General features: G+C 68.8%; 22 protein-coding genes and 1 pseudogene. 14 read left to right on the top strand and 9 right to left on the bottom strand.

Annotated elements, in window-relative coordinates:
• Window positions 1–43: 43 nt before the first annotated feature.
• Window positions 44–976, top strand: coding sequence for a LysR family transcriptional regulator (locus AC25Y0_RS09205; protein ID WP_488123451.1), 933 nt, complete (start codon window positions 44–46; stop codon window positions 974–976).
• Here the strand turns inward: AC25Y0_RS09205 and AC25Y0_RS09200 are convergent.
• Window positions 973–1901: pseudogene (locus AC25Y0_RS09200) on the bottom strand (IS481 family transposase). The gene AC25Y0_RS09205 and the pseudogene AC25Y0_RS09200 sit on opposite strands and share 4 nt — an antisense overlap.
• Before the next feature lie 158 nt (window positions 1902–2059).
• Here AC25Y0_RS09200 and AC25Y0_RS09195 point away from each other — a divergent pair.
• Entirely contained in the window at window positions 2060–2566 is a 507-nt protein-coding gene (locus AC25Y0_RS09195; RefSeq protein WP_488123452.1) for an N-acetyltransferase family protein, read from the top strand.
• A 6-nt stretch (window positions 2567–2572) separates the two neighbouring features.
• Window positions 2573–3328, top strand: coding sequence for a coenzyme F420-0:L-glutamate ligase (locus AC25Y0_RS09190; RefSeq protein WP_488123453.1), 756 nt, complete (start codon window positions 2573–2575; stop codon window positions 3326–3328).
• 14 nt (window positions 3329–3342) lie between these two features.
• On the opposite strand, the gene AC25Y0_RS09185 is transcribed toward AC25Y0_RS09190, so the two are convergent.
• Genes AC25Y0_RS09185 through AC25Y0_RS09170 form a run of 4 tightly spaced genes read right to left on the bottom strand, consistent with a single transcriptional unit; the run spans window position 3343 to window position 7703 of the window.
• Window positions 3343–4158: an MBL fold metallo-hydrolase gene (locus tag AC25Y0_RS09185; protein ID WP_488123454.1), complete on the bottom strand. Its 816-nt coding sequence runs from the start codon at window positions 4156–4158 to the stop codon at window positions 3343–3345.
• Window positions 4158–5963 (bottom strand): cytochrome b/b6 domain-containing protein, encoded by a 1806-nt coding sequence (locus tag AC25Y0_RS09180; RefSeq protein ID WP_488123455.1) that lies wholly within the window; start codon window positions 5961–5963, stop codon window positions 4158–4160. Before AC25Y0_RS09180 ends, AC25Y0_RS09185 begins: the two co-directional genes overlap by 1 nt.
• Before the next feature lie 3 nt (window positions 5964–5966).
• Window positions 5967–6917, bottom strand: a complete 951-nt coding sequence (locus AC25Y0_RS09175; protein WP_488123456.1) for an electron transfer flavoprotein subunit alpha/FixB family protein — start codon at window positions 6915–6917, stop codon at window positions 5967–5969.
• A gap of 9 nt (window positions 6918–6926) precedes the next feature.
• Window positions 6927–7703, bottom strand: coding sequence for an electron transfer flavoprotein subunit beta/FixA family protein (locus AC25Y0_RS09170; RefSeq protein WP_488123457.1), 777 nt, complete (start codon window positions 7701–7703; stop codon window positions 6927–6929).
• A 166-nt stretch (window positions 7704–7869) separates the two neighbouring features.
• Here AC25Y0_RS09170 and AC25Y0_RS09165 point away from each other — a divergent pair, with 166 nt between their 5' ends.
• Window positions 7870–8406, top strand: coding sequence for a MarR family winged helix-turn-helix transcriptional regulator (locus AC25Y0_RS09165; RefSeq protein ID WP_488123458.1), 537 nt, complete (start codon window positions 7870–7872; stop codon window positions 8404–8406).
• Between the two features lie 13 nt (window positions 8407–8419).
• On the opposite strand, the gene AC25Y0_RS09160 is transcribed toward AC25Y0_RS09165, so the two are convergent.
• A complete protein-coding gene (locus AC25Y0_RS09160) occupies window positions 8420–9196 on the bottom strand; it encodes an enoyl-CoA hydratase (RefSeq protein WP_488123459.1) in 777 nt (258 codons plus the stop codon).
• A gap of 146 nt (window positions 9197–9342) precedes the next feature.
• Here AC25Y0_RS09160 and AC25Y0_RS09155 point away from each other — a divergent pair, with 146 nt between their 5' ends.
• The 6 genes from AC25Y0_RS09155 to AC25Y0_RS09130 are packed head-to-tail and all read left to right on the top strand — an operon-like array spanning window position 9343 to window position 13234.
• Window positions 9343–9630 (top strand): WXG100 family type VII secretion target, encoded by a 288-nt coding sequence (locus tag AC25Y0_RS09155; RefSeq protein WP_488122753.1) that lies wholly within the window; start codon window positions 9343–9345, stop codon window positions 9628–9630.
• Window positions 9631–9667: 37 nt separating this feature from the next.
• Window positions 9668–10000, top strand: coding sequence for a hypothetical protein (locus tag AC25Y0_RS09150; protein ID WP_488123460.1), 333 nt, complete (start codon window positions 9668–9670; stop codon window positions 9998–10000).
• 12 nt (window positions 10001–10012) lie between these two features.
• Entirely contained in the window at window positions 10013–11365 is a 1353-nt protein-coding gene (locus AC25Y0_RS09145; protein WP_488134536.1) for a hypothetical protein, read from the top strand.
• Window positions 11362–12024: a hypothetical protein gene (locus tag AC25Y0_RS09140; protein WP_488123462.1), complete on the top strand. Its 663-nt coding sequence runs from the start codon at window positions 11362–11364 to the stop codon at window positions 12022–12024. Before AC25Y0_RS09145 ends, AC25Y0_RS09140 begins: the two co-directional genes overlap by 4 nt.
• A complete protein-coding gene (locus AC25Y0_RS09135) occupies window positions 12021–12620 on the top strand; it encodes a hypothetical protein (protein ID WP_488123463.1) in 600 nt (199 codons plus the stop codon). The genes AC25Y0_RS09140 and AC25Y0_RS09135 overlap by 4 nt, the downstream gene beginning before the upstream one ends.
• Window positions 12617–13234 (top strand): hypothetical protein, encoded by a 618-nt coding sequence (locus tag AC25Y0_RS09130; RefSeq protein ID WP_488123464.1) that lies wholly within the window; start codon window positions 12617–12619, stop codon window positions 13232–13234. Before AC25Y0_RS09135 ends, AC25Y0_RS09130 begins: the two co-directional genes overlap by 4 nt.
• Window positions 13235–13246: 12 nt before the next feature.
• On the opposite strand, the gene AC25Y0_RS09125 is transcribed toward AC25Y0_RS09130, so the two are convergent.
• Both AC25Y0_RS09125 and AC25Y0_RS09120 read right to left on the bottom strand, forming a co-directional pair.
• Complete coding sequence (locus AC25Y0_RS09125; protein ID WP_488123465.1) at window positions 13247–14419, bottom strand: acyl-CoA dehydrogenase family protein; 1173 nt, start codon at window positions 14417–14419, stop codon at window positions 13247–13249.
• A 125-nt stretch (window positions 14420–14544) separates the two neighbouring features.
• On the bottom strand, window positions 14545–14835 hold the full coding sequence (locus AC25Y0_RS09120) for a LysR family transcriptional regulator (RefSeq protein ID WP_488123466.1): 291 nt from the start codon (window positions 14833–14835) through the stop codon (window positions 14545–14547).
• 94 nt (window positions 14836–14929) lie between these two features.
• Here AC25Y0_RS09120 and AC25Y0_RS09115 point away from each other — a divergent pair, with 94 nt between their 5' ends.
• Entirely contained in the window at window positions 14930–16594 is a 1665-nt protein-coding gene (locus tag AC25Y0_RS09115; protein ID WP_488123467.1) for a flavin-containing monooxygenase, read from the top strand.
• A gap of 24 nt (window positions 16595–16618) precedes the next feature.
• On the opposite strand, the gene AC25Y0_RS09110 is transcribed toward AC25Y0_RS09115, so the two are convergent.
• On the bottom strand, window positions 16619–17839 hold the full coding sequence (locus AC25Y0_RS09110) for an acetyl-CoA hydrolase/transferase family protein (RefSeq protein WP_488134535.1): 1221 nt from the start codon (window positions 17837–17839) through the stop codon (window positions 16619–16621).
• Between the two features lie 116 nt (window positions 17840–17955).
• On the opposite strand from AC25Y0_RS09110, the gene AC25Y0_RS09105 reads away from it, so the two are divergent.
• Genes AC25Y0_RS09105 through AC25Y0_RS09095 form a run of 3 tightly spaced genes read left to right on the top strand, consistent with a single transcriptional unit; the run spans window position 17956 to window position 20816 of the window.
• The gene (locus AC25Y0_RS09105; protein ID WP_488123469.1) at window positions 17956–19122 is read left to right on the top strand and encodes an acyl-CoA dehydrogenase family protein; all 1167 of its coding nucleotides are present in this window, start codon (window positions 17956–17958) and stop codon (window positions 19120–19122) included.
• Window positions 19123–19124: 2 nt separating this feature from the next.
• Window positions 19125–19883, top strand: a complete 759-nt coding sequence (locus AC25Y0_RS09100) for a FadR/GntR family transcriptional regulator (RefSeq protein WP_488123470.1) — start codon at window positions 19125–19127, stop codon at window positions 19881–19883.
• A 21-nt stretch (window positions 19884–19904) separates the two neighbouring features.
• Window positions 19905–20816: a hydroxymethylglutaryl-CoA lyase gene (locus AC25Y0_RS09095; protein ID WP_488123471.1), complete on the top strand. Its 912-nt coding sequence runs from the start codon at window positions 19905–19907 to the stop codon at window positions 20814–20816.
• Window positions 20817–20831 lie beyond the last annotated feature (15 nt).

Here is a 20831-nt window from a genome sequence, read left to right as displayed (position 1 = left end):
TATAATCAATACCGTTCTAGAAGTGCCACGAATGGTGGGGGCCATGTTCGAACTTCGACGCTTACGGATGCTGCATGAGTTATCGCTGCGCGGAACGCTGGCGGCCGTGGCCGAAGCGTTGTCGTACAGCCCTTCGACGATCTCTCAGCAGCTCGCGCTGCTGGAGCGCGATGCGGGGGTGCGCCTCATGGTTCCCGAGGGGCGCCGCGTGCGCCTGACCGAGCAGGGCAGAGCCCTCGCGGCGCACGCCGCGCGGGCTCTCGATCTCGAGGAGAGCATCCGCGCCGAGCTCGAGACGATCGAGCCAGGCATCGCACCCGTGCGCATCGCGATCATGCAGACCGCCGCGCTCTCCCTCGCCCCGTCGCTCTTGCGCATCGTCGCAGAGCGGGAGCCCGCTCTGCGGATCGACATGGCCCAGGTGCCGCCCGAAGAGGGCTTGTTCGAGCTTGAGGCCCGCGGCTTCGACCTCGTCGTGGCCGAGCAGTACCCCGGGCACACGCGTGAGCACCGGTCCGGGCTCGAGCGCGATGTTCTCGGCAGCGACCCCGTGCGCATCGCACTGCCGCCCGACGACCCCGCGACATCGCTCGCCGATCTCCGCGATCGCGTGTGGGTCATGGAGCCCACGGGGACGGCCGCACGACAGTGGGCCGTGCAGCAGTGCCGCGCCCTGGGCTTCGAGCCCGAAGTCCGCTTCGAACTGCCCGATCTCGTGTCGCACGTGCGGCTCATCTCGGCCGGCTACGCGGTGGGCATCCTGCCCGACCTGCTGTGGGCGGACCCCGCCTCGCCCGTCAAGCTCCTCGACCTGCCCGGGTCACCCACGCGCGAGGTATTCACATCGGTGCGCTCCTCGTCGACGGCGCATCCGCACATCCGTGCCGTGCGCCAAGCGTTGCGCGACGCTTACACCGAGACGGCAGCGCGCACGGCGGACCAGCCGTTCACGCCGACGCAGCCGGGCGACGCCTAGGTGTGATGTCCAGGCAGGTTGTCGAGTCTTCTGATCGGCGCCGAGCCGATTGCGGAGGGTCGCCTGTGGTGATTGTAGAAGTGGATCCACCTGGGCAGGGCGGCGCGACGCTCGGTCTCTGACGGGTAGAACTTGGCATATGCCCAGCCGTCGGCGAGGGTGCGATGGGAGCGCTCTATCTTCCCGTTCGTCTGCGGCCGGTACGGGCGGGTCCGTTTGTGCTGGATGCCGAGGTCTGCGCAGGCGTCGCGGCACGCGTGTGAGCGATAGCAGGCACCATTGTCGGAGAGCACGCGTTCGACGGTGACGTTCCGGTCGTGGAACCAGGCCGTGGCGCGGCGCGGCGCAGGACGCTGATCGCGGTCTCGGATCGCTCATCAGCGTGCATCTCGACGTATGCGACGCGCGAGTGATCGTCCACGACGGTATGCAGGTAGCCGATCCCGAGCCGGGGCTGATGGAGGGCGTTGCGGTTCACGCCAGTCATCGCGTGCCGGTTCCGGGTGCCCGCGGCACGGCCGAGGAAGCGATGCCCGCCACCGTCCGGGATGTTGCCGAACTTTGTGACATCGACGTGGATCAGCGAGCCGGGATAGTCATGCTCATACCGACGGATCGGCTCACCGGTGACCCGGTCGATTCGGCTGAGCCGGTTGATGCGGCAACGCACGAGCAACGGTTGACGGCGCCAGGCCCAGCTCGCCCGCGATCCAACCGGTCCGAGCCGGCGTCGCCACCTCGCGCGCACGATCCGCTTGACCAGCGGGAGCGGCGTCTTGGTCGGCATCGAGCGCGGGCGGCTGGACCGGTCCTGCATTCCCGCGACGCCCTCAGAGCGCCATCGAGCCGCCCACTTCCGCGCGGTCACGGTCGAGGCCATGTACCCCAGGAGGTCGAGATCGGTGGGCAGCGTGCGCACGCGCACCCGTCCGACGGCGCGGGGGTCGATGAGTCCGTTCCGACGCACGAGGAGCTTCGTTCGCAGGATCGTCAGGAGGGTGCGCCAGATCACGTTCACGAGGAGCGATGCTGGGCGAATCAGGCGGATTTCGTGTCCTCGCGCGGCCAGCGTAGAGTCTGGCCATGGAAGCCGAAAGCCAGACAGACGTCGTTGTCCGTCCGGTCCGCGACGTCGACGCCGAAGCACTCGGTCGCGTCCACGCCACGTGCTGGCACGAGACCTACGACCACCTCATCAGTAAGGCGAACCTCGAGAAGATCTCGCCCCGCCGGATGGCGGAGCTGTGGACCCACTGGGCTGCGCAGGGTCCCGAGTTCACCATGACAGCCGCGCTCGTCGACGGCGAGATCGTGGGCTTCGCCGGTTCCGGACCCGCCCGCGACAAGGACGCCCCCGCGTTCCGCGAGCTCTATTTCATCTATCTGCTGAGCGCCTATCACGGCACGGGCATCGGCCAGAAGCTCTTCGACTCGGTCACCGCGAAGGACGAGCCGCTTTACCTCTGGGTCGCCGAAGACAACCCGCGTGCGCACAGGTTCTACGAGCGCAACGGGTTCACGCTCGATGGCGCCGCTCACACCGAGCCCTTCCTCGGTGAGATGCTCACCGAGGTGCGGTTCGTCCGCTGACCCACGGTGTTGCAGGTCTGGGCCCTAGCGGGCATTCCCGAGATCACCCCGGGAACGGATCTCGTCGCGGTCGTCGGGGATGCCGCGGGCGACACCCTCGCCGACGGTGACATCGTCGTCGTGACGTCGAAGATCGTGTCCAAGGCCGAAGGCCGAATCATCTCGGCCGACGACCGCGAAGATGCCATCACGGCGGAGACCGTTCGCACTGTCGCGACCCGCACGGCGCGGTTCGGTCACCGGACGCGCATCGTGCAGAACCACCTCGGCATCGTCGCGGCAGCCGCCGGCGTCGACGCATCGAACACCCCCGAAGGCACGGTGCTTCTGCTGCCGGTCGACCCGGATGCCTCGGCGCGAGCCCTCGCCCAGGGGCTGCGCGCCCGTCTCGGCGCCCGGGTCGGCGTCATCATCACCGACACGCTCGGCCGCGCGTGGCGCGAGGGTCAGACCGATGCGGCGATCGGTGCGGCGGGGGTTCACGTCTTCGAGGACCTGCGCGGCCAGACCGACGCTGAGGGCCGCGAACTCGTCGTCACTCAGCCGTGCGTCGCTGACGAACTCGCCGCGGCGACCGACCTCGTCAAGGGCAAGGCGTCGCGGCTGCCCGTCGCCGTCGTGCGCGGTCGCGCCGACCTCGTCGGCCCGCTCGATCTTCCCGGCGCGCGCTCGATCGTGCGCCCGCTCGAGCGTGACATGTTCCGCCTCGGCGCCGACGAAGCCTATGCCGAGGGGTTCGCCGCGGGAGCGGCATCCGTCTGAAGCCGGGACAGGTCTCAGCCGGCGAGGTAGGCGAGTTGCGCGGTCGTCGAGGCCTCGGCGGCGAAGCGCACGGCGGGAGCGATCTGCGGGTAGACCCGGTCGGTGACGGCAGCCACCGTGTCGGCGTCGGTCGCCGCGGACATGCCGAGGTCCGCCAGCGCCTGCTGGACCTCGTGCAGGCGCTGGCGCCGGTGCTCGAGGTAGCGACGAGCCGTGGTGGCCAGGTCGGGGAGGACCGGGCCGTGCGCGGGAAGCGCGAGGGTGCCGGCGCCTGTGAGCTGCAGGGTGTCGAGCGACGAGAGGTAGGCGCCGAGCGAGCCATCAGGGTGGGCGATGATGGTCGTGCCGCGCCCGAGGATCGTGTCGCCGGTCAGCACCGACGCGGTCGGGAAGGCGTCGAGCGTGGTGTCGTCGGGCAGCCGCAGGCACACCGAGTCCGCCGTGTGACCCGGCGTGTGCAGCGCCTCGATCCGCAGGCCCGCGACCTCGAGCAGCTCGCCGGGCTGCAGGGCCGCGGCGCCCTGACAGAGGGCCTGATCCCACGCGCGCACCGGGGCGCCCGTCCGCCGGGCGAGTTCGGGGGCGGCCTCGACGTGGTCGATGTGGTGGTGCGTGAGCAGAATGAGCTCGACAGGACCCTCGGCCGTGATCCGTGCGAGGTGGTCGTCATCGAGCGGACCCGGGTCGACCACGACGGCGCCCGTGGCGCCGGGAGCGCGCAGGACGTACGTGTTCGTGCCGTTGAGCGTCATCGGCCCCGCGTTGGGCGCGAGGATCCGTGTTGTGAGCGCGCTCGTCACCGCCCTGATCGGCAGCGCGTCGGCGGCCATCAGCGCGAGCTGACCTTGCCGAACAGGCGCGCGATCGGGGCCAGGACGAGCGGGCGCGCGGCGACCCAGGCGATCGCGATGACAGCCATCGAGGCGACGAAGAACCAGAACCCGGTCCAATTCTCGGCATAGGCGTTGGGGTCCGTCGACCCCAGTGCCGCATACATGTGGTTCAGGTTGCGCAGGGCTCCCGTCGCGAACACGAGGAAGACGTGGATCGCGATGAACACGACGAAGTACAGCATCACCGGGAAGTGCACGGCACGCGCCCACTCGACCGGGTAGAGCCGGTTGAGGGTCTTGGCCTTCTTGGGCCAGATGCCCGACATGCGGACGCCCGTGATGATGGCCAGCGGCGCAGCGATGAACACGGTCGTGAAGTACGCCAGCTGCTGCACGCTGTTGTAGTTGACCCACCCGTTTTCGGTCGGCCAGTCGAGCGAGATGTACTGCAGGATGGCCGAGAGGGCGTTGGGGAAGACTTCCCAGCTCGTCGGGATGATCCGCATCCACTGCCCCGAGACGAACAGCAGCACGACGAAGACGACGCCGTTGACGACCCACAGGATGTCGAGCGACTGGTGAAACCACAGGCTCAGGCTGATCTTGCGCTTGCTGTTCGTGCGCGGCGACCAGAAGGCGGTCGGACGCTTCTCGGTGCGCACCCGCAGACCCGACCGGATGATCAGCACGATGAGGAAGACGTTGAAGAAGTGCTGCCACCCCAGCCAGGCGGGGAACCCGACCGGCGCGCCCTCGGGCAGGTGGTACTCGCCGGGGTAGGCGGCGAGGAAGTCCTGCAGCGGTTCGAGTGAGAGCAGCCACCGCACGGCGACGACGGCCATTCCGGCGGCGAAGAGCAGACCGGCGCCGGCGACGAGCACCGCACCGGCCCACTGACCGCGGGTGAACGCTCCGATGCGCTCGGGCTCGGGAGCCGTCGCGACGACACCCGAGCGGCGCTGACGCTCGAACTCCTGCGCCGCGGCGCCCTGCCACACCGTGCGGGTGAAGGGCAGCGGCACCGAGACATCGCGAACGGATGCCGCGGGCACGACATCACCGACAGGTGCCGGCGCGGCGGTATCGGGCGCGGTGGTCTCGGCCGCCGTGTTCTCGGGCGGCGTGGCCTGAGGCGCTTCCACTGTGGTGACGGCGGTGTAGTCCGCGGGGGGCCAGGGGTCTCCGCCTGCTACGCGCGGCAATCCGCGCCGCACGGCGTGCGAGGTGGCGCCGGATGCCGACGGGCTCGCTGCCGCAGCCGGAGCGGCCGCGCTCGGTGCTGCCGGCGCCGGCGATTCCGCCGCCGACGGCTTGTCGGTCGCGGCCGGGGCGGCGGCGCCTGTAGCAGGGGTGGTCGGCGCCGGGGCGGCGGCCGGTGCCGCGGAGGCGGCGGGGGCAGCGGCGGCGCCTGCTGCGGCGAAGGATGCCGGGGGCCACGGCTCGCCGCCGGCGACGCGCGGCAGTCCACGGCGCACGGAGCGCGCAGCAGAGGCCACGGGCGTCGCGGCAGCCGCGGACGCTGGTTCATGTGCCGCAGAACGCTCGTCGGCAGCATCCGAAGCAGCAGATTGCGGCAACTCAGTCTCGGGCGCCGGAGCCGAGGCCGAGGCCGCGGCGACGTCCCGCGTCACCGCGCGCTCTTCGGCGACCGCGGGAGCGGCGGCGGCAGCGGGCGCCACGTCGGCCGTCGGCGCCGCAGCCGGGGAGCCGCCCTCTACCGGCGCTTCGCCGGCGGGAGGCCAGGGGTCTCCGCCGGGCCGCCGCGGAAGCCCACGACGAATCGTGCGCCCGAAAGTCGCCACGGGTTACGCCTTCTTCTTCGCCTCGAGGGCGGCGATCAGCTGCGGAACGACCGTGAACAGGTCGCCCACGACGCCGAAATCGGCGATCTCGAAGATGGGGGCGTCGCCGTCTTTGTTGATCGCGACGATCGTCTTGGCCGTCTGCATGCCCGCCTTGTGCTGGATCGCACCCGAGATGCCCAGAGCGACATAGAGCTGCGGCGCGACCGACACACCGGTCTGGCCCACCTGGAACGACTGCGGCACGTAGCCCGCATCCACCGCTGCGCGGGACGCGCCCACGGCGGCGCCGAGCGCATCGGCGAGGTCGTTCACGAGCTCGAACTTCTCTGCCGACCCCAGGCCACGACCACCCGAGACGACCTTGGCCGCACCGCGCAGTTCGGGGCGGGACGACGCCACGACCGCTTCCTGCAGGTCGCCGAACGTCGCCGACGCACGGCCGGATGCCGCAACCTCGAGCGTCTCGACCGTCGGCGAAGCGACCGCCTCGGCGCGCGTGTCCACGGCGCCCTGGCGGATCGTGATGACGGGTGCTCCGAAGGTCACGGCCGAATCCACGTTGTACGCACCGCCGTACACGGAGTGCCGCGCCACGACGCCCTCATCGTCGCGACCGACGCCGACGGCATCGGCGGCGATCCCGGAGCGGGTGCGGGCTGCGAATCGCGCCGCCGCCTCACGGCCCTCGACCGAGTGCGACAGCAGAACGGCATCGGGCTGCACGCGAGCGGCAGCCGCCGTGAGCGCGTCGACCCGGTCACCGGATGCCACGAGCACCGATGCCGCACCGAGCGCAGCGGCATCCTGCGCGAGCTTCTCGTCGCCGATCACCAGCGCGACGGGCGTTCCCACCTCAGACGCCGCGCCGAGCAGTCCCGCCGACGACTTCGCCAGCTCGCCCGAGGGCATCGTGTCGAGGAAGACCAGAATCGAATCCGCAGCAAACGCCATCTCAGTTCCTCACACCAGTCGGTTCTGCACGAGGAATTCCGCGAGCTTCTCGCCCGCATCGCCCTCATCGACGATCTTGACCCCCGCTTCACGCGGCGGCTTCTCACTCAGGCCGACCACGATCGACCGCGACGCGTCTGCGGCGAGCGCCTCGATACCGAGGTCAGCCAGCGACAGCGTCTCGAACGGCTTCTTCTTCGCCGCCATGATGCCCTTGAAGTTGGGGAACCGCGCGTCCGGCAGCGCCTCGGTGATCGAGATGACCGCCGGGAACGTCGCGGAGACGTCGACCGTGCCGGCATCCGTCGCACGAACGCCCGACACCGAGCCGTCGCCGATCTCGACCGACGAGAGGTTCAGTGCGGCCGGAGCATCGAGCATCTCGGCGATCATCGCCGGCACCATGCCTCCCGAACCGTCCGTCGACTGGTTGCCCGCGATGACCAGGTCGAACCCGATCTTCTTGAGCGCCGCGGCGAGGACCTCAGCCGTCAGGACCATGTCGGCGCCGAGCAGCTCTTCGTCGATGACCTGCACGGCAGAGGCCGCGCCCATCGCGAGTCCCTTGCGCACGGTCGCCTGCGCCGACTGGGGCGCCATCGACAGCACCACGACCTCGGTGTCCGCATTCTTATCGGCGTACGACAGGGCCACCTCGAGCGAGCGCTCACCGATCTCATCGAGAACAGCCTCGGACGCGGCACGATCTGCCAAGCCCGTCTCAAGACTCAGCTTGCGGTCACCATAGGTGTCCGGTACTTCCTTGACCAGGACGACGATCTTCATCGAACACACTCCTCACACCTGCGCCGAGTCTATCTGCGGTTTATCTGCGTATCCAATCGAGGGCGATCTGCGGGGATCCCGCCGCATAACCCGACCGTGTGTATACATTGAGGCGAATTCCGGGGATGATCCGCCCGACCGGTACCGTGGACTCAGGAGGACACCCATGGCCAGACGCGGACCGTTGCCGGTCGATCCCATCGCTGAAGCCAAGCGTCAGTGGATCTCGCACGGGTGGACGGATGCCGCCGCCGGAATGTCCGCCGTCACGAGCATCATGCGCGCGCAGCAGCTCATGCTGGCGCGCATCCACACGACGCTCAAGCCCTTCGGGCTGTCCTTCGCGCGCTACGAGATGCTGCGGCTGCTCGCCTTCACCCGTGAAGGACGGATGCCGATGGCCAGCGCGATCGCGAGATTGCAAGTGCACCCGACGAGCGTCACGAACACCGTCGACCGGCTCGTGCGCGACGGCTTCGCCGAGCGCGAGCCCCACCCCGAGGACGGCCGCGCCGCGATGCTCGTGCTCACCGGAACCGGGCGCGAACTCGTCGAGCGTGCGACGGCTGCGCTGAACACCTCGGTCTTCGAGAGCCCCGGCCTCGGCGACGACGACACGGCCGAACTCGTGCGCATCATCGCCCGGCTGCGCAAGGCGTCGGGCGACTTCACCGATCCTCGGCCGCTTCCCGACCCCCTGTGAGCCGACCCGCGGGTCAGCGGTGCCGGAACTCCGGCGCGCGCTTCTCGCGGAACGCCGACATGCCTTCGCGCTGGTCGTCGGTGTCGAACAGCGACGAGAAGACGTGCTTCTCCAGACGCAGGCCCTCGGCGAGCGGCGTCTCCAGCGCCGCATCCAGCACGGACTTCGCCGCGTACAGCGACGGCAGCGACTTCGACGCGATGGTCTCCGCCAGCTTCGACGCTTCGTCGAGCAGGTCGGCGGCGGGCACGACGCGCGAGGCGAGGCCGGAGCGCTCGGCCTCGTCGGCACCCATCATGCGCCCCGAGAGGATGAGGTCGGCCGCTTTGTAATAGCCGACGGCGCGCTGGAGCCGCTGCGACCCGCCCATACCGGGGATGACGCCGAGGTTGATCTCGGGCTGACCGAACTTCGCGGTGTCGGCGGCGAGGATGATGTCGCACATCATCGCGAGTTCGCAGCCCCCGCCGAGCGCGAAGCCCGAGACGGCGGCGATGACGGGCGTGCGGACGGCGGCGAAGTCTGCCCAGCCGCCGAAGTGGTCGCCGATCAGGATGTCGAGTCCGGACATCGACTCCATCTCTTTGATGTCCGCGCCCGCCGCGAATGCGCGCTCCGAGCCCGTCAGCACGATCGCCCCGATGCCGCTGTCGGCATCGAAGGCGGAGGCCGCGGCGACGACCTCACGGCACACCTGCGTGTTGAGCGCATTGAGCGCTTCGGGGCGGTTCAGGGTGATCCAGCCGACGCGGCCGCGCGTCTCGACGAGGATCGTTTCGTACTCGCTCATGGGGGGTCCTCCATCGGATGTCCTCGTTCGATCATGTCGCACGAGATGGGCAGGTGGGTATTCCTCCCCATAGGGAGCACGGCGCGGCCTCGGTTAGCCTGTGTGTCGACCGGGGGACTCCCGGCGCACACACGAAGGGGTGGATGATGGCTGACTTCAAGGCTTCCTATGGCGAGATGGACGCGATGGCGGGCAAGCTCGAGACCGGTCGCGAAGAGATCGGTGACGTGCTTCGTCGCCTCAAGGCCGACGTCGATCGCCTGCTGGGCGACGACTTCAAGACCGAGCACGCCTCGGGCAAGTTCGGCGAGGGCTACAACGAGCTCACGACGGGTCTCGAGAAGGCCATCGAGGGCATCAGCGACATGGGCGAGTCGCTGCGCAAGATGATGCAGGCCATCAAGGACACCGACCAGGCACTCGCCGGCAACTGATCGCCGAGTCGGCGACGCGCACGGAAGGAGGCCGGTTGTGCCCGACATCTATCTGAACATGCAGGAGCTCGACGAGGTCGTCGCCGGGCTCGACGCCTCGATCGCGGAGTTCGACGAGGCGACGACGGTGTCCCGCGGCATCCAAGACGCCATCGGCCGACCGGACGGTCGCGGGTCGCTGCGCGGACGCGCCGCCGACTTCGAGAACGACTGGAACAACACCCGCGACGATCTGAAAGAGAACCTCGATCAGATCCGCAAGCACCTGCAGGACATCATCGACGGCTGGCGCAATTGGGATGCCGAGGCCGCCGCCGCGATGCAGTCCAACGGAGCCGACAACGATCCCGCGCTTCATCAGCCACGGTAAGGACGCACACCCGTGACTCTCACCTCACCACAGCACAATGTGCTGCGCCGCCTCGAAGGCACTCCGTCCGACATCGACCGGTACGGAAACGACCTGAAGGATGCCGCACGCGCCATGCGGAGCACTGCGACGCAGCTGCGCAGGATCAGCGAGGGCACGCGGCAGATCGCCGAGTCCGTCGATGCCGTCCGCGAGGTCGCCGGGGAAACGCATCCCGAGCTCACCAAGGCGGCGACGCGCTACAGCCGCACCGGCACCGCGTTGACGACCTACGCCGGCAAGCTCGAGACGGCGCAGGACGCGATCCACCCGCTCATCCCGAAGATCGAGTCGGCGCATCAGACGGTGCAGACCAAGCGCCACGAAGAGCGCGAAGCCGAGTCTCGGGTGCGCGATCACGCGTTCCAGATGCCGTGGGAGGCCGACGTCACCGACGCTCAGAAGCAGCAGGCGCTGACGGACCAGACAACAGCGCGGTCGGCGACCGAGACCGCCGAGGGCACGCTCGAATCGCTGTGGGGCAGCTTCGACCGGTCGTTCTCGACGTGGTCCGGCGCCTACGACGAAGCGGTGAACGGCATCGAGGACGCCTTCGACGCCGCCGACAACAACGACGCGTGGGGCGAGGACCTGCTGCCCGTGCTCGGCTGGATCGCCGTCGGGCTGGCCGTGGTCGCGCTGTTCGTGACGGGGCCGATCGCCCTCGCGATCGCCGCGATCGGCGCGGTCATCGGCCTTGTCATGCTCACGATCAACGCGTTGAAGTTCGCCAAGGGCCGCGGCAACTGGCTCGACCTCACGATGTCGATCGTCGGCATCATCCCGTTCGCGAGACCCCTCATCCAGGGGATGCGCGGCGGCCTCGCGGGGCTCCGGGGCACGTCGGCGCTGTTCTCGACCGGTCGCGCCGTGCTGCGTCAGTCGGTGCGCTCGACGTTCCCCCGGTTCGGCTACGCGCCGATGTCGGGCGGAGTCTTCTCGCGGGTCGGTGCGGCGGGCCAGAACACGTGGAACGCCACGCAGAACGCCTGGTACGGCACGCGGTCGTGGGTGCGCAGCAACAGCCTGCTCGGCCGATTCTCGATGCGCGACTTCTTCGTCGACCGCCCGATCATGAACGCCTTCCGCGGCGGGCACAACTCGGTCACGAGCTTCTCGAACTTCCTCTTGCGCAACGAGGGCACGGTCGGCAACGCCGCGGCCGCGTGGGCGCGCAGCGGGTCTGTCGCGGGCATGGCGCCCTCGTCGGCCGCGCAGATCGCGAGCCGTTTCGAGTTCGCCGGCACATGGATCGCGAACAGCGACTTCATCGGCTCGAGCGTGTCGGAGCGATTCAACTCGTTCCGAGGAGCATTCGCGCAATGAGCCCGCGGTCCCGGCAGTTCGCGTATGAGTTCGTCGACGACGCGGACCGACGCCGCGAGAAGCGCCTCGGGCTCGTGTGGCTGCCGATGTCGATCGGCCTACTCGCCTCGCTGCTGTTCATCATCATCACCGTGGTGAACTTCCTCGCTTCGGGCATCCCCGATCTGCAGAGCGGATCGAGGGCGTGGGAATCGGACGTCGCGTTCCCCCTCATCCCGCTTCCCTCGTGGCTCACGATCACGGTGGGCTTCCTGCCGCTCGTCACGGCGGTCCTCATCTGGCCACTCGTCGACAAACGGCACGCGCCGCTCGTGAGCAACACGATCCTGTACACCGCGACGGTCTTCCTGCTGCTGCCGGTCTTCTTCGCGCTGACCTACACCGAGCCGAGCCCGTTCACGGACGGCGACCGCACGATCGGCTGGCACTGGCTCGCGATCCCCGTCGTCGTGGTCGCGCTCATCGCGCTCATCATCCGGCGCGTGACCCTGCGCCCCTCCCCCGTGCCCGAAGAGCCGGAGGACCCGTTCTTCGAAGAGGCCGTTGCCCTCCGCCGCCGCGCGCGGAACAGCCGCCGACACCGCGAGACACTCGAATCCGATCTTGCCGATGTCGCCGCGCGGCGCGCGGCAGCGGGCATGACGGGACGAGAGCTGTGAGCGATCAGGGTGCACGCGGCATCGGCTTCTCGATGCTGTTCCCCCCGGGGTGGCAGGAGTTCCGGCCCGATATCGAGAGCGAGAAGGCCCTCACCGAGCTGGCCACCGCGGGTGCGCGTGACGTCGGCCGCGCCGACGTCGTGATGGCCATCCGCCAGCACGTCCATCGCATGTTCGAAGGCCTGCGCCGTCGGCGTGCGGTCGGGGTGCACCTGCCCGTCGCCGTGCCGAACGACCTCACCGTGCCCGCGTCTCTCACGGTCGTCCCCGTGCAGGTCACGGCCGGTTCGACGCTGGACCGCGCCGTCTCGGGGCTCGCGACGGGCCAAACGCCCGAGCCCGTCGACGTCGACGGCACGCGGTGGTACCGGTGGATCGATCGCCAGGACACGCTCGAGGGGTCTGACGAGGCCGGCTCGACGACGATCCACTACGTCATCCCCCGCCCCGACGACGCCGCCGAGGCCACGGCGGGTCTGCACCTGCTCTTCGCCATCACGATGCTCGCCGAAGACCGCGACAGCGAGTTCGCCCACGCACTCGAAAGCCTCGGTCACGGCATCATCGGAACCTTCGCGTGGGGGCAGCGCACATGACCGAGTACATCATCGACCTCAACGAGAACGACTGGCTGGGAGTGCCCCCCGGGTTCCCCTATCTGCAGTGGGCGGATGCCGCGGCCTGGGCCGCTGATCTCGCGGCCGCCGCCGTGCCCGATGACGCCGAGCAGCGCGCCGTGTTCGAGGCGATGGCACTGAGCGTCGCGTCCGAGAGGCCGCCGCAGGTCGATCAGGCGCTGTGGTTCGCGCCGCTTGACGGACGAGGCATGGGAGTCGCCTACCTCAGCGTCTTCGAGCAGGACTCCGAGACGCCCCCCGTCGCCGACCTCGCGGTGCTCGGGCTGGATTCGCCCACACCGGTGCAGGTCACCAAGCACACCTCGGTCCCGTTCGGCGAAGTCGTGCAGTCCGCCGCGACGATTCGACTCTCCGACGTCGGCGGGGCTCCGGGCGACGGCGTCGCGGGAAGCATCCGGACCGTCGGCATCGCGGGCGGGCTCGTGTTCATGCTCAACGCGGTCGATGAGAACCTCGATGTGCTCGCGATGATGCAGGAGCCTCTGCTCGAGGTGATGGAGGGGATCCGCCTCCTGCAGGGCGAAGACGATCTCGACCGCGCGGTCGCCCGCATCCTCAGCGGCGACACCTGACGCCTCCCGCTGCTAGCGCAGCACCTCGCGCCCGATGATGACGCGCATGATCTCGTTCGTGCCCTCGAGGATCTGGTGCACGCGCAGGTCACGCACGACCTTCTCGATGCCGTAATCCTGCAGGTAGCCGTAGCCTCCGTGCAGCTGGAGAGCGCGGTTGGCGATGTCGAAGCCGGCATCCGTCGCGTAGCGCTTGGCCATGGCACACTGCATGGCCACGTCGGGAGCGTGGGCGTCGATGGCGGCTGCGGCATCGCGTACGAGGGCGCGCGCGGCGCGCAGCTCGGTGGCCATGTCAGCGAGGGCGAACTTGATGCTCTGCTTCTCGGCGATGGGCTCGCCGAACGTGAAGCGCTCCTTGACGTAGCGGATCGCCTGGTCGAGCGCCCACTGGGCTCCGCCGAGTGAGCAGGCCGCGATGTTGATGCGGCCGCCGTTGAGGGCCGACATCGCGATGCGGAAGCCGTGACTCTCGCCGCCGAGCACGTTCGCGGCGGGGACGCGCACCTCATCGAGGATGACCTGGCGCGTCGGCTGCGCCTTCCAGCCCATCTTCTTCTCGGTGGCGCCGAACGACAGTCCGGCCGCGTCGCCCGGCACGAGGAAGGCGGTGATTCCGCGCGCTCCCGCGCTGCCTGAGCTCGTCGAAGGGTCGGTACGCGCCATAACGACATAGACGGATGCCTCGCCCGCACCCGAGATGAACTGCTTGACGCCCGTCAGCACGAACTCGTCGCCGTCGCGGATGGCGCTCGTCGTGATCGCGGCAGCGTCGGAGCCCGCTCCTGGCTCGGTGAGGCAGTACGCGCCGAGGTCGCCCATCGTCGTCAGGCGCGGCAGCCATTCGGTGCGCTGGGCGTCGTCGCCGTAAGTGTCGATCATCCAGGCGACCATGTTGTGGATCGTCATGTAGGCGGCCATCGTCGGGTCGCCGTACGCGAGGGCCTCGAAGATCTCGACCGCTTCGGCGCGGCCGAGGCCAGCGCCACCGACGTCTTCGCTCACGTAGATGCCGCCGAGGCCGAGCTCACCGGCGCGGTGCAGCACGTCGCGCGGAAAGTGGGACCGCTCATCCCAGTCCAGGGCGTGCGGAGCGAGTTCAGCCTGCGCGAATTCGCGTACGGCGTCGAGGATCGCCTCGCGCTCGTCGGCGGTGAGCGTGCTCGCCATGCTCGTGGTGGACATCGACGTCTCCTTCCTGCACAGCCGAAGGAGACGTTGTGAGTCGATTCGGCAGCAGATCACGTGCCGACTGCGGCACGGTGATCACTTTACATGGAAGACCTAATAACTAGGCGGGGGGCCTGTCATCACCGAGGTGACGTCACATGCCCCGCTGCGAAGTCACGGGCATACGCTTCGAAGCGCCTGACCTCTTCGACGATCTCGCGACAGTGCTCGGCGAATTCGCGCGCGGCGGGCGTCGGCTTGATCGACCGCCCATCCGGCACGAACAGCCTCACGCCCAAGCTCCGCTGCAACCAGCTCATCTGGCGGGAGACCGCGGCGGCCGAGTAGCCGAGCGCGCGAGCTGCCCCGACGACGGATCCATGGTCCATGACGGCCACGAAGGTCTTGAGCACGGGCAGGTTGGCGATCATCGCGGCCTCCTGGGATAGCGCAGCCGGAGAACGACCGTTGTCCGCGGCGCACCCATGCTAACATTTGAGCAAGCGCTTGATTTATGGAGGACACATGAACCGTGCGAAGGATGCCGCGACGATGCCCGACTTCGTCGAGTACTTGATCGTCGGCGCGGGCGTCTGCGGACTCTGCCAGCTGCAGAAGCTCGTCGACATGGACGTCGATGTCCTGCTCGTGGACGCCAACGCCGACCTCGGCGGCACGTGGTTCAAGAACCGCTACCCCGGCTGCCGCTTCGACTCGGAGTCGTACACCTACCAGTACTCGTTCTCGAAGGAGATGCTCGAGGAGTGGGACTGGTCCGAGCGCTTCGCCGCCCAGCCCGAGACCCTCTCGTACCTCAACTACTTCGCAGACAAGTTCGATCTGCGACCCCACATCCGCTACAACTTGTCGGTCGTCTCGATGCAGTGGCTCGAAGACGAGCTGCTCTGGGCCGTCGGCTTCGCCGACGGCCGCACGATCAAGGCCCGGTTCCTCCTCTCGGCGATCGGCATCCTCTCGGCTCCGACCTATCCCCGCATCGACGGCATGGACACGTTCGAGGGCGTCGCCGTCCACACGTTCGACTGGCCCGAAGACCTCGATGTCACCGGCAAGCGCGTCGCCGTCATCGGCACGGGAGCGAGCGGTGTCCAGGTGATCACGGACATCGCCCCGCACGTGGACCAGCTGTACGTCATGCAGCGCGGCGCCAACTGGGGCGCTCCGCTGGGGAACAGCCCCATCTCGCCCGAAGAAATGGCCGACTTGCGCTCGCGCTACGACGAGATCTTCCAGTGGTGCAGCGAAACACCCGCGGGGTTCATCCACCGGCCGAGCCGCGAACTCAGCACGGACGTCACCCGCGAGGAGCGCCTCGCGCGCTGGCACGAGCTGTACAACGGGTCGGGTGCCGGCATGTACATGGGCAACTACCGCGACACGATGATGAAGGAAGAGCCCAACGCCGAGCTGTCGGAGTTCATCGCCGAACGCATCCGCGAGCGCGTGCAGGATCCGCGCATCGCCGAGATCCTGATCCCGAAGGATCACGGCTTCGGCACGAAGCGCGTCGCCGGGGAGTCCGGCTACTACGAGGTCTTCAACCGCGACAACGTCGAGCTCGTCGATCTCAAGGCGACGCCCATCACCGAGATCACACCCCGCGGCATCCGCTTCGGCGAGACCTCGGGCCGGCAGCCGATCGACGTCGACGTCATCATCTACGCGACGGGATTCGACGCCGTGACGGGGCCGTTCGACAAGATCGACATCGTCGGTGCAGACGGGCTGCGCCTGCGCGACAAGTGGGCCGCCGGTCCGATCACATGCTTCGGCGTGCAGGTCACGGGCTTCCCGAACCTGTTCATCCTCGCGGGCCCGCAGTCAGGCTCGGCGTCGGCGAACTTCCCGCGCGGCATCGAGGACGTCGTGAACTGGATGACGGGCTTCATCCGCGTCATCGAAGCCGACGGCATCGTGCGCGTCGAAGCGCGCGCCGAGGCGGAAGCCGAATGGACCGAGCACGTGCACGACATCAACGCGAAGATGCTCATGTCCAAGACGCGCTCCTGGTTCAACGGACACAACAAGAACCTCGATCGCGACGACGCGCCGCGCGCGATGGTCTATCTCGGCGGGGGGCCCCGCTTCCGTCGGCGTCTCACCGAGGAGTCCGAGAACGGCTACCCGAGCTTCGACGTCGAACACGCCTCCGTCGGCGCGAGCCGCTGACCCCGGGGCGAGGATGTGCCGCTGCTAGGCGGATGCCTCGAGCTCGGCGCGATGCTCGGGCGCGGCCACCGCGATGAGGGCTTCGCGGCGCTCCCGTTGCGACGCACCGCGCAGCCGGGCGACGCCGTGCTCGGTCACGACGGCATCGACGCTGTGGTGCGGTGCCGTGATGAGGTCTCCCGCCCCGTGTGCTGCCACGATCGTCGAGTGACCGCGCGCCGTCGTGGCGGCGAGCGCGATGATGCGCATACCGCCCGGCGAGAGGTGCGCGCCCTCGGCGAAGTCGGCGCTGCCGCCCACCCCCGAGATGACGCCGCCTCGGACGGTCTCGGACACCACCTGACCCGACAGGTCGACCGCGACGGCGGAGTTCACCGAGACGAACGACGAGATGGCGGCGATCGCCACGGGGTGGTGGATGCGCTGCGAATCGTGCATCTCGATCGCGGGATTGTCGTCGGCCCACTCCATGAGTTCGCGAGAACCGAGGATCTCGACCGTCTGCACGGGCGGGCCGCCGGCTGCGTGGATCGCCTCGATGAGCGGGCGCGTCGGATCGGAGATCATGCCGTGCAGCCGGAGCGAGCGCTCGCCGCCCACGCGGGACAACTCGGTGGCGACGGCGTCGCCGATCGCGCCGATCCCCAGTTGCACCGTGGATCCGTCGGCGATGATCCCGGCGACGTGCCGGGCTACGGCGGAGGCGGCGGGGGTCGGAGGTGTCATCTCGGTGACCGGCATCGGCACGTCGGACTCGACGAAGCGGTCGATCTCGGAGACGTGGATGCGGGTGTCCCCCCGAGTACGCGGCACATCGTCGGCGATCTCGGCGATGACCAGGCCCGCCAACGCCGCAGCCTCACGCGTGTAGCTCGCAGAGGGACCGACATTGCAGAAGCCCTCGGCGTCGGGGCGGCTCACGCGGATGAGGGCGACGTCCGCCTCGGCGAGGACGAGTCGCGGCACGTCGACGAGACGGAGCGGCGCATACTCGACGAGGCCCTCTCGGCGCATCGCCCGGATCTCGCCGTGCACATGCCAGCTGCGCACCTTCAGGGCGCCCGCGGCGACGGCCGGCCGCAGGTGCGGATCCCCCATCGTGAGGCCGAGCGTGAGGGTCACCGCGCCCGCGTCGGCGGCCCGCCTCCCGAGGGCACGCAACAGCGTCAGCGGGGTTCCGCAGGCGTTCCCCGCGACCAGTCGTGTTCCGGAAACGAGGTCGCTGACAGCTGCGTCAGCGGTCACGTACTCAAGCTGCAGGGCATTCATATATCCGAATATTAGAGGCTTGACGCCGCCGTTGACAGCATCACTACAATGTCTCTGGACTTAATATCCGCATATTTCAACGAGGAGATCCCGTGGACTTCGAAGAACCCGAACACCTGCGCGACATCCGCAAGGCCGTCCGAGGTATCTGCGATGGGTTCGGCCCGGAGTACTGGCGCCGATGCGATGACCAGCACGAGTTCCCCTGGGACTTCTACAACGCGATGGCCGAAGCGGGCTGGGTCGGGATCTCGATCCCCGAGGAGTTCGGCGGCGGGGGCGGCGGCATCACCGAGGCATCCATCGTGCTCGAAGAAGTCGCTGCCTCGGGTGCCGCCATGAACGGCGCGAGCGCCCTGCATCTCTCCATCTTCGGGATGAACCCCGTCGCCAAGCATGGTTCGCAGGAGATGAAGGAGACCTACCTGCCTCTCGTCGCCTCGGGCGAGATGCACGTCGCCTTCGGCGTCACCGAGCCCGACGCCGGCACGGACACGACGTCCATCACGACGCGCGCCGTGCGAGACGGCGACGAGTACGTCGTGCATGGCCAGAAGGTATGGATCACGAAGGCGCACATCGCGGACCGGGTCCTGCTCCTCACCCGCACGACCCCGCTCGACCAGGTCGACAAGCGCACCCGCGGGATGAGCCTCTTCTTCGCCGATCTGAAGGCACCGGGCGTTCAGGTGACCGAGATCGACAAGATGGTGCGCAACGCCGTCGGGTCGTGCGAAGTGCGCTTCGACGGACTGCGCGTGCCCGCGAGTGACCTGCTCGGCGAAGAAGGCCGCGGCTTCACCTACCTGCTCGACGGCTTGAACCCCGAGCGCATCCTGATCGCCGGCGAAGCAGTCGGCATCGGCCGGGCTGCGCTGGCGCAGGCGACGAAGTACGCGAAGGAACGCGTCGTGTTCGGCCGCCCGATCGGCAAGAACCAGGGCATCTCGTTCCCGCTCGCCGAAGCCCACATGCGACTCAAGGCCGCTGAGCTCGCTGTGCGCGAGGCGTCGTGGCGCTACGACCAGGGACTGCCCTGCGGCGAACAGGCCAACGCAGCGAAGTTCCTCGCCTCGGACGCCGCCTTCTTCGCCGCCGACTGCGCCATGCAGACCCTCGGCGGCTATGCCTATGCGAAGGAGTACGACCTCGGACGGTACTGGGCCGAGGCGCGCCTCATGAAGAGCGTTCCCGTGCCGCAGCAGATGGTGCTCAACTACATCTCCGAGCACGCCCTCGGCCTGCCGCGCTCGTACTGACGATGTCCGAGTCGCCCGAACACACCGCGCGCCGCGCACGCCCCCGCAAGCCCGTCGTGCTCGCCGAGGCGATCTCGGACGGCATCGTGAGCGCGAACCTGCGACCGGGCGACCGGCTCCCGGTCGAGGCGGACATGGCGACGCAGTATCAAGCCGGTCGCGCGTCGATCCGAGAAGCGCTGCGCATCCTCGAGGCCGAGGGCATCGTCCAGACGCGGGTCGGGTCCGGCGGGGGCGCCTTCGTCGCCCACCCCCGGCGCGAGACGATCGCCCGACCACTGTCGGTGCTGATGCGTACGAGCGACATCGGCCTGCGCGAGATCCTCGAGGCGCGACTGCTGATCGAGCCCACCCTCGCCGCATCCGCCGCCGCGCGCTGCACACCCGAGGACGCCGAGCGTCTGCAGCGGGCGAACGACGCACTCGAAGGACTCGATGAGGGCGGCGAAGAGTGGCGGGTGCGCAATCGCGAGTTCCACAGCCTGATCGCCGAGGTCGCCGACAACCGTCTGCTGGCGCTCATGTGGGACATCCTCAGCATGATCGCCGACGGTCACGACGCCGGGGTGCGGTACCCCGCACACTCGCTGAGCCTCGCCGAGGCCGCGCACCGCAAGATCCTCCGCGCCATCATCGCCGGCGACGCCGAGGGTGCGGCGGCGGCGATGCACACCCACCTTCAGGCGATGGTCGATCATGTCGCCCGCTATTACCCGCAGCTGCTCGGGGAACCGGTCGCGATCGTGCGGTCGCACATCTGACGACGAGACGAAGGAACACGCATGACGACACTCCCCGCTTCCGTGGTCATCTACGAAGTCGGCGCACGCGACGGGCTGCAGAACGAGTCCGCAGTCGTGACGACCGACGACAAGATCGAGTTCATCCACCGACTCGCAGCCGCTGGCCTCACCACGATCGAGGCGACGAGCTTCGTGCACCCGCGCTGGGTGCCGCAGCTCGCCGACGCTGAAGACGTTCTCGCGGGGCTCGACCTCGCGAGCGACGTCGAGCTTCCTGTCCTCGTGCCCAACGAGCGGGGTCTCGATCGGGCGATCGCCGCCGGCGTCGAGCACATCGCGATCTTCGGCAGCGCGACGGAGTCGTTCGCGCAGAAGAACCTGAACCGGTCTGTCCACGAGCAGTTCGAGATGTTCGCCCCCACGGTCTCTCGCGCGCGCTCTGCCGGCATGGACGTGCGGGCATACGTGTCGATGTGCTTCGGTGACCCCTGGGAGGGCGACGTGCCCGTTGCTCAGGTCGTCGACGTCGGCCGCCGGCTGTTCGACCTCGGCGCGTCCCAGCTGTCGATCGGCGACACGCTGGGCCTTGCCACGCCCGGTCGCGTGCACGATCTGATCGGAGCCTTCCAGGACGCCGGTCTGGCCACCGACGACCTGGCCGTGCATTTCCACGACACCTACGGGCAGGCGCTCGCCAACTCGTATGCCGCGCTCCAGGCCGGCATCCGCACGTTCGACGCGTCCGCCGGCGGCCTCGGCGGCTGCCCTTACGCTCCGGGCGCGGCCGGCAACCTGGCAACCGAGGACCTCGTCTGGATGCTCGACGGCCTCGGGATCACGAGCGGCGTCGACGTCGCGCGTCTCGCCGAGACGAGCCGGTGGATGTCGGAGAAGCTCGGGCGACGGTCGACGTCGCGCGTCGTGCAGGCCCTCGGTTCGACCGAGGCCTGAGAACCCCTGCAGAAG

The sequence above is a fragment of the Microbacterium sp. Y547 genome, from assembly GCF_057669785.1.
The sequence above is the reverse complement of the archived record's forward strand: the minus strand, read 5'-3'. Positions and strand labels throughout refer to the sequence as shown.

Excerpts from the sequence above, each read along its gene's own strand:
- AC25Y0_RS09205 (WP_488123451.1), top strand. The coding sequence starts at position 44 with ATGTTCGAACTTCGACGCTTACGGATGCTGCATGAGTTATCGCTGCGC.
- AC25Y0_RS09195 (WP_488123452.1), top strand. The coding sequence starts at position 2,060 with ATGGAAGCCGAAAGCCAGACAGACGTCGTTGTCCGTCCGGTCCGCGAC.
- AC25Y0_RS09185 (WP_488123454.1), bottom strand. The coding sequence starts at position 4,158 with ATGGCCGCCGACGCGCTGCCGATCAGGGCGGTGACGAGCGCGCTCACA.
- AC25Y0_RS09175 (WP_488123456.1), bottom strand. The coding sequence starts at position 6,917 with ATGGCGTTTGCTGCGGATTCGATTCTGGTCTTCCTCGACACGATGCCC.
- AC25Y0_RS09170 (WP_488123457.1), bottom strand. The coding sequence starts at position 7,703 with ATGAAGATCGTCGTCCTGGTCAAGGAAGTACCGGACACCTATGGTGAC.
- AC25Y0_RS09165 (WP_488123458.1), top strand. The coding sequence starts at position 7,870 with ATGGCCAGACGCGGACCGTTGCCGGTCGATCCCATCGCTGAAGCCAAG.
- AC25Y0_RS09160 (WP_488123459.1), bottom strand. The coding sequence starts at position 9,196 with ATGAGCGAGTACGAAACGATCCTCGTCGAGACGCGCGGCCGCGTCGGC.
- AC25Y0_RS09155 (WP_488122753.1), top strand. The coding sequence starts at position 9,343 with ATGGCTGACTTCAAGGCTTCCTATGGCGAGATGGACGCGATGGCGGGC.
- AC25Y0_RS09140 (WP_488123462.1), top strand. The coding sequence starts at position 11,362 with ATGAGCCCGCGGTCCCGGCAGTTCGCGTATGAGTTCGTCGACGACGCG.
- AC25Y0_RS09130 (WP_488123464.1), top strand. The coding sequence starts at position 12,617 with ATGACCGAGTACATCATCGACCTCAACGAGAACGACTGGCTGGGAGTG.
- AC25Y0_RS09125 (WP_488123465.1), bottom strand. The coding sequence starts at position 14,419 with ATGTCCACCACGAGCATGGCGAGCACGCTCACCGCCGACGAGCGCGAG.
- AC25Y0_RS09120 (WP_488123466.1), bottom strand. The coding sequence starts at position 14,835 with ATGATCGCCAACCTGCCCGTGCTCAAGACCTTCGTGGCCGTCATGGAC.
- AC25Y0_RS09115 (WP_488123467.1), top strand. The coding sequence starts at position 14,930 with ATGAACCGTGCGAAGGATGCCGCGACGATGCCCGACTTCGTCGAGTAC.
- AC25Y0_RS09100 (WP_488123470.1), top strand. The coding sequence starts at position 19,125 with ATGTCCGAGTCGCCCGAACACACCGCGCGCCGCGCACGCCCCCGCAAG.
- AC25Y0_RS09095 (WP_488123471.1), top strand. The coding sequence starts at position 19,905 with ATGACGACACTCCCCGCTTCCGTGGTCATCTACGAAGTCGGCGCACGC.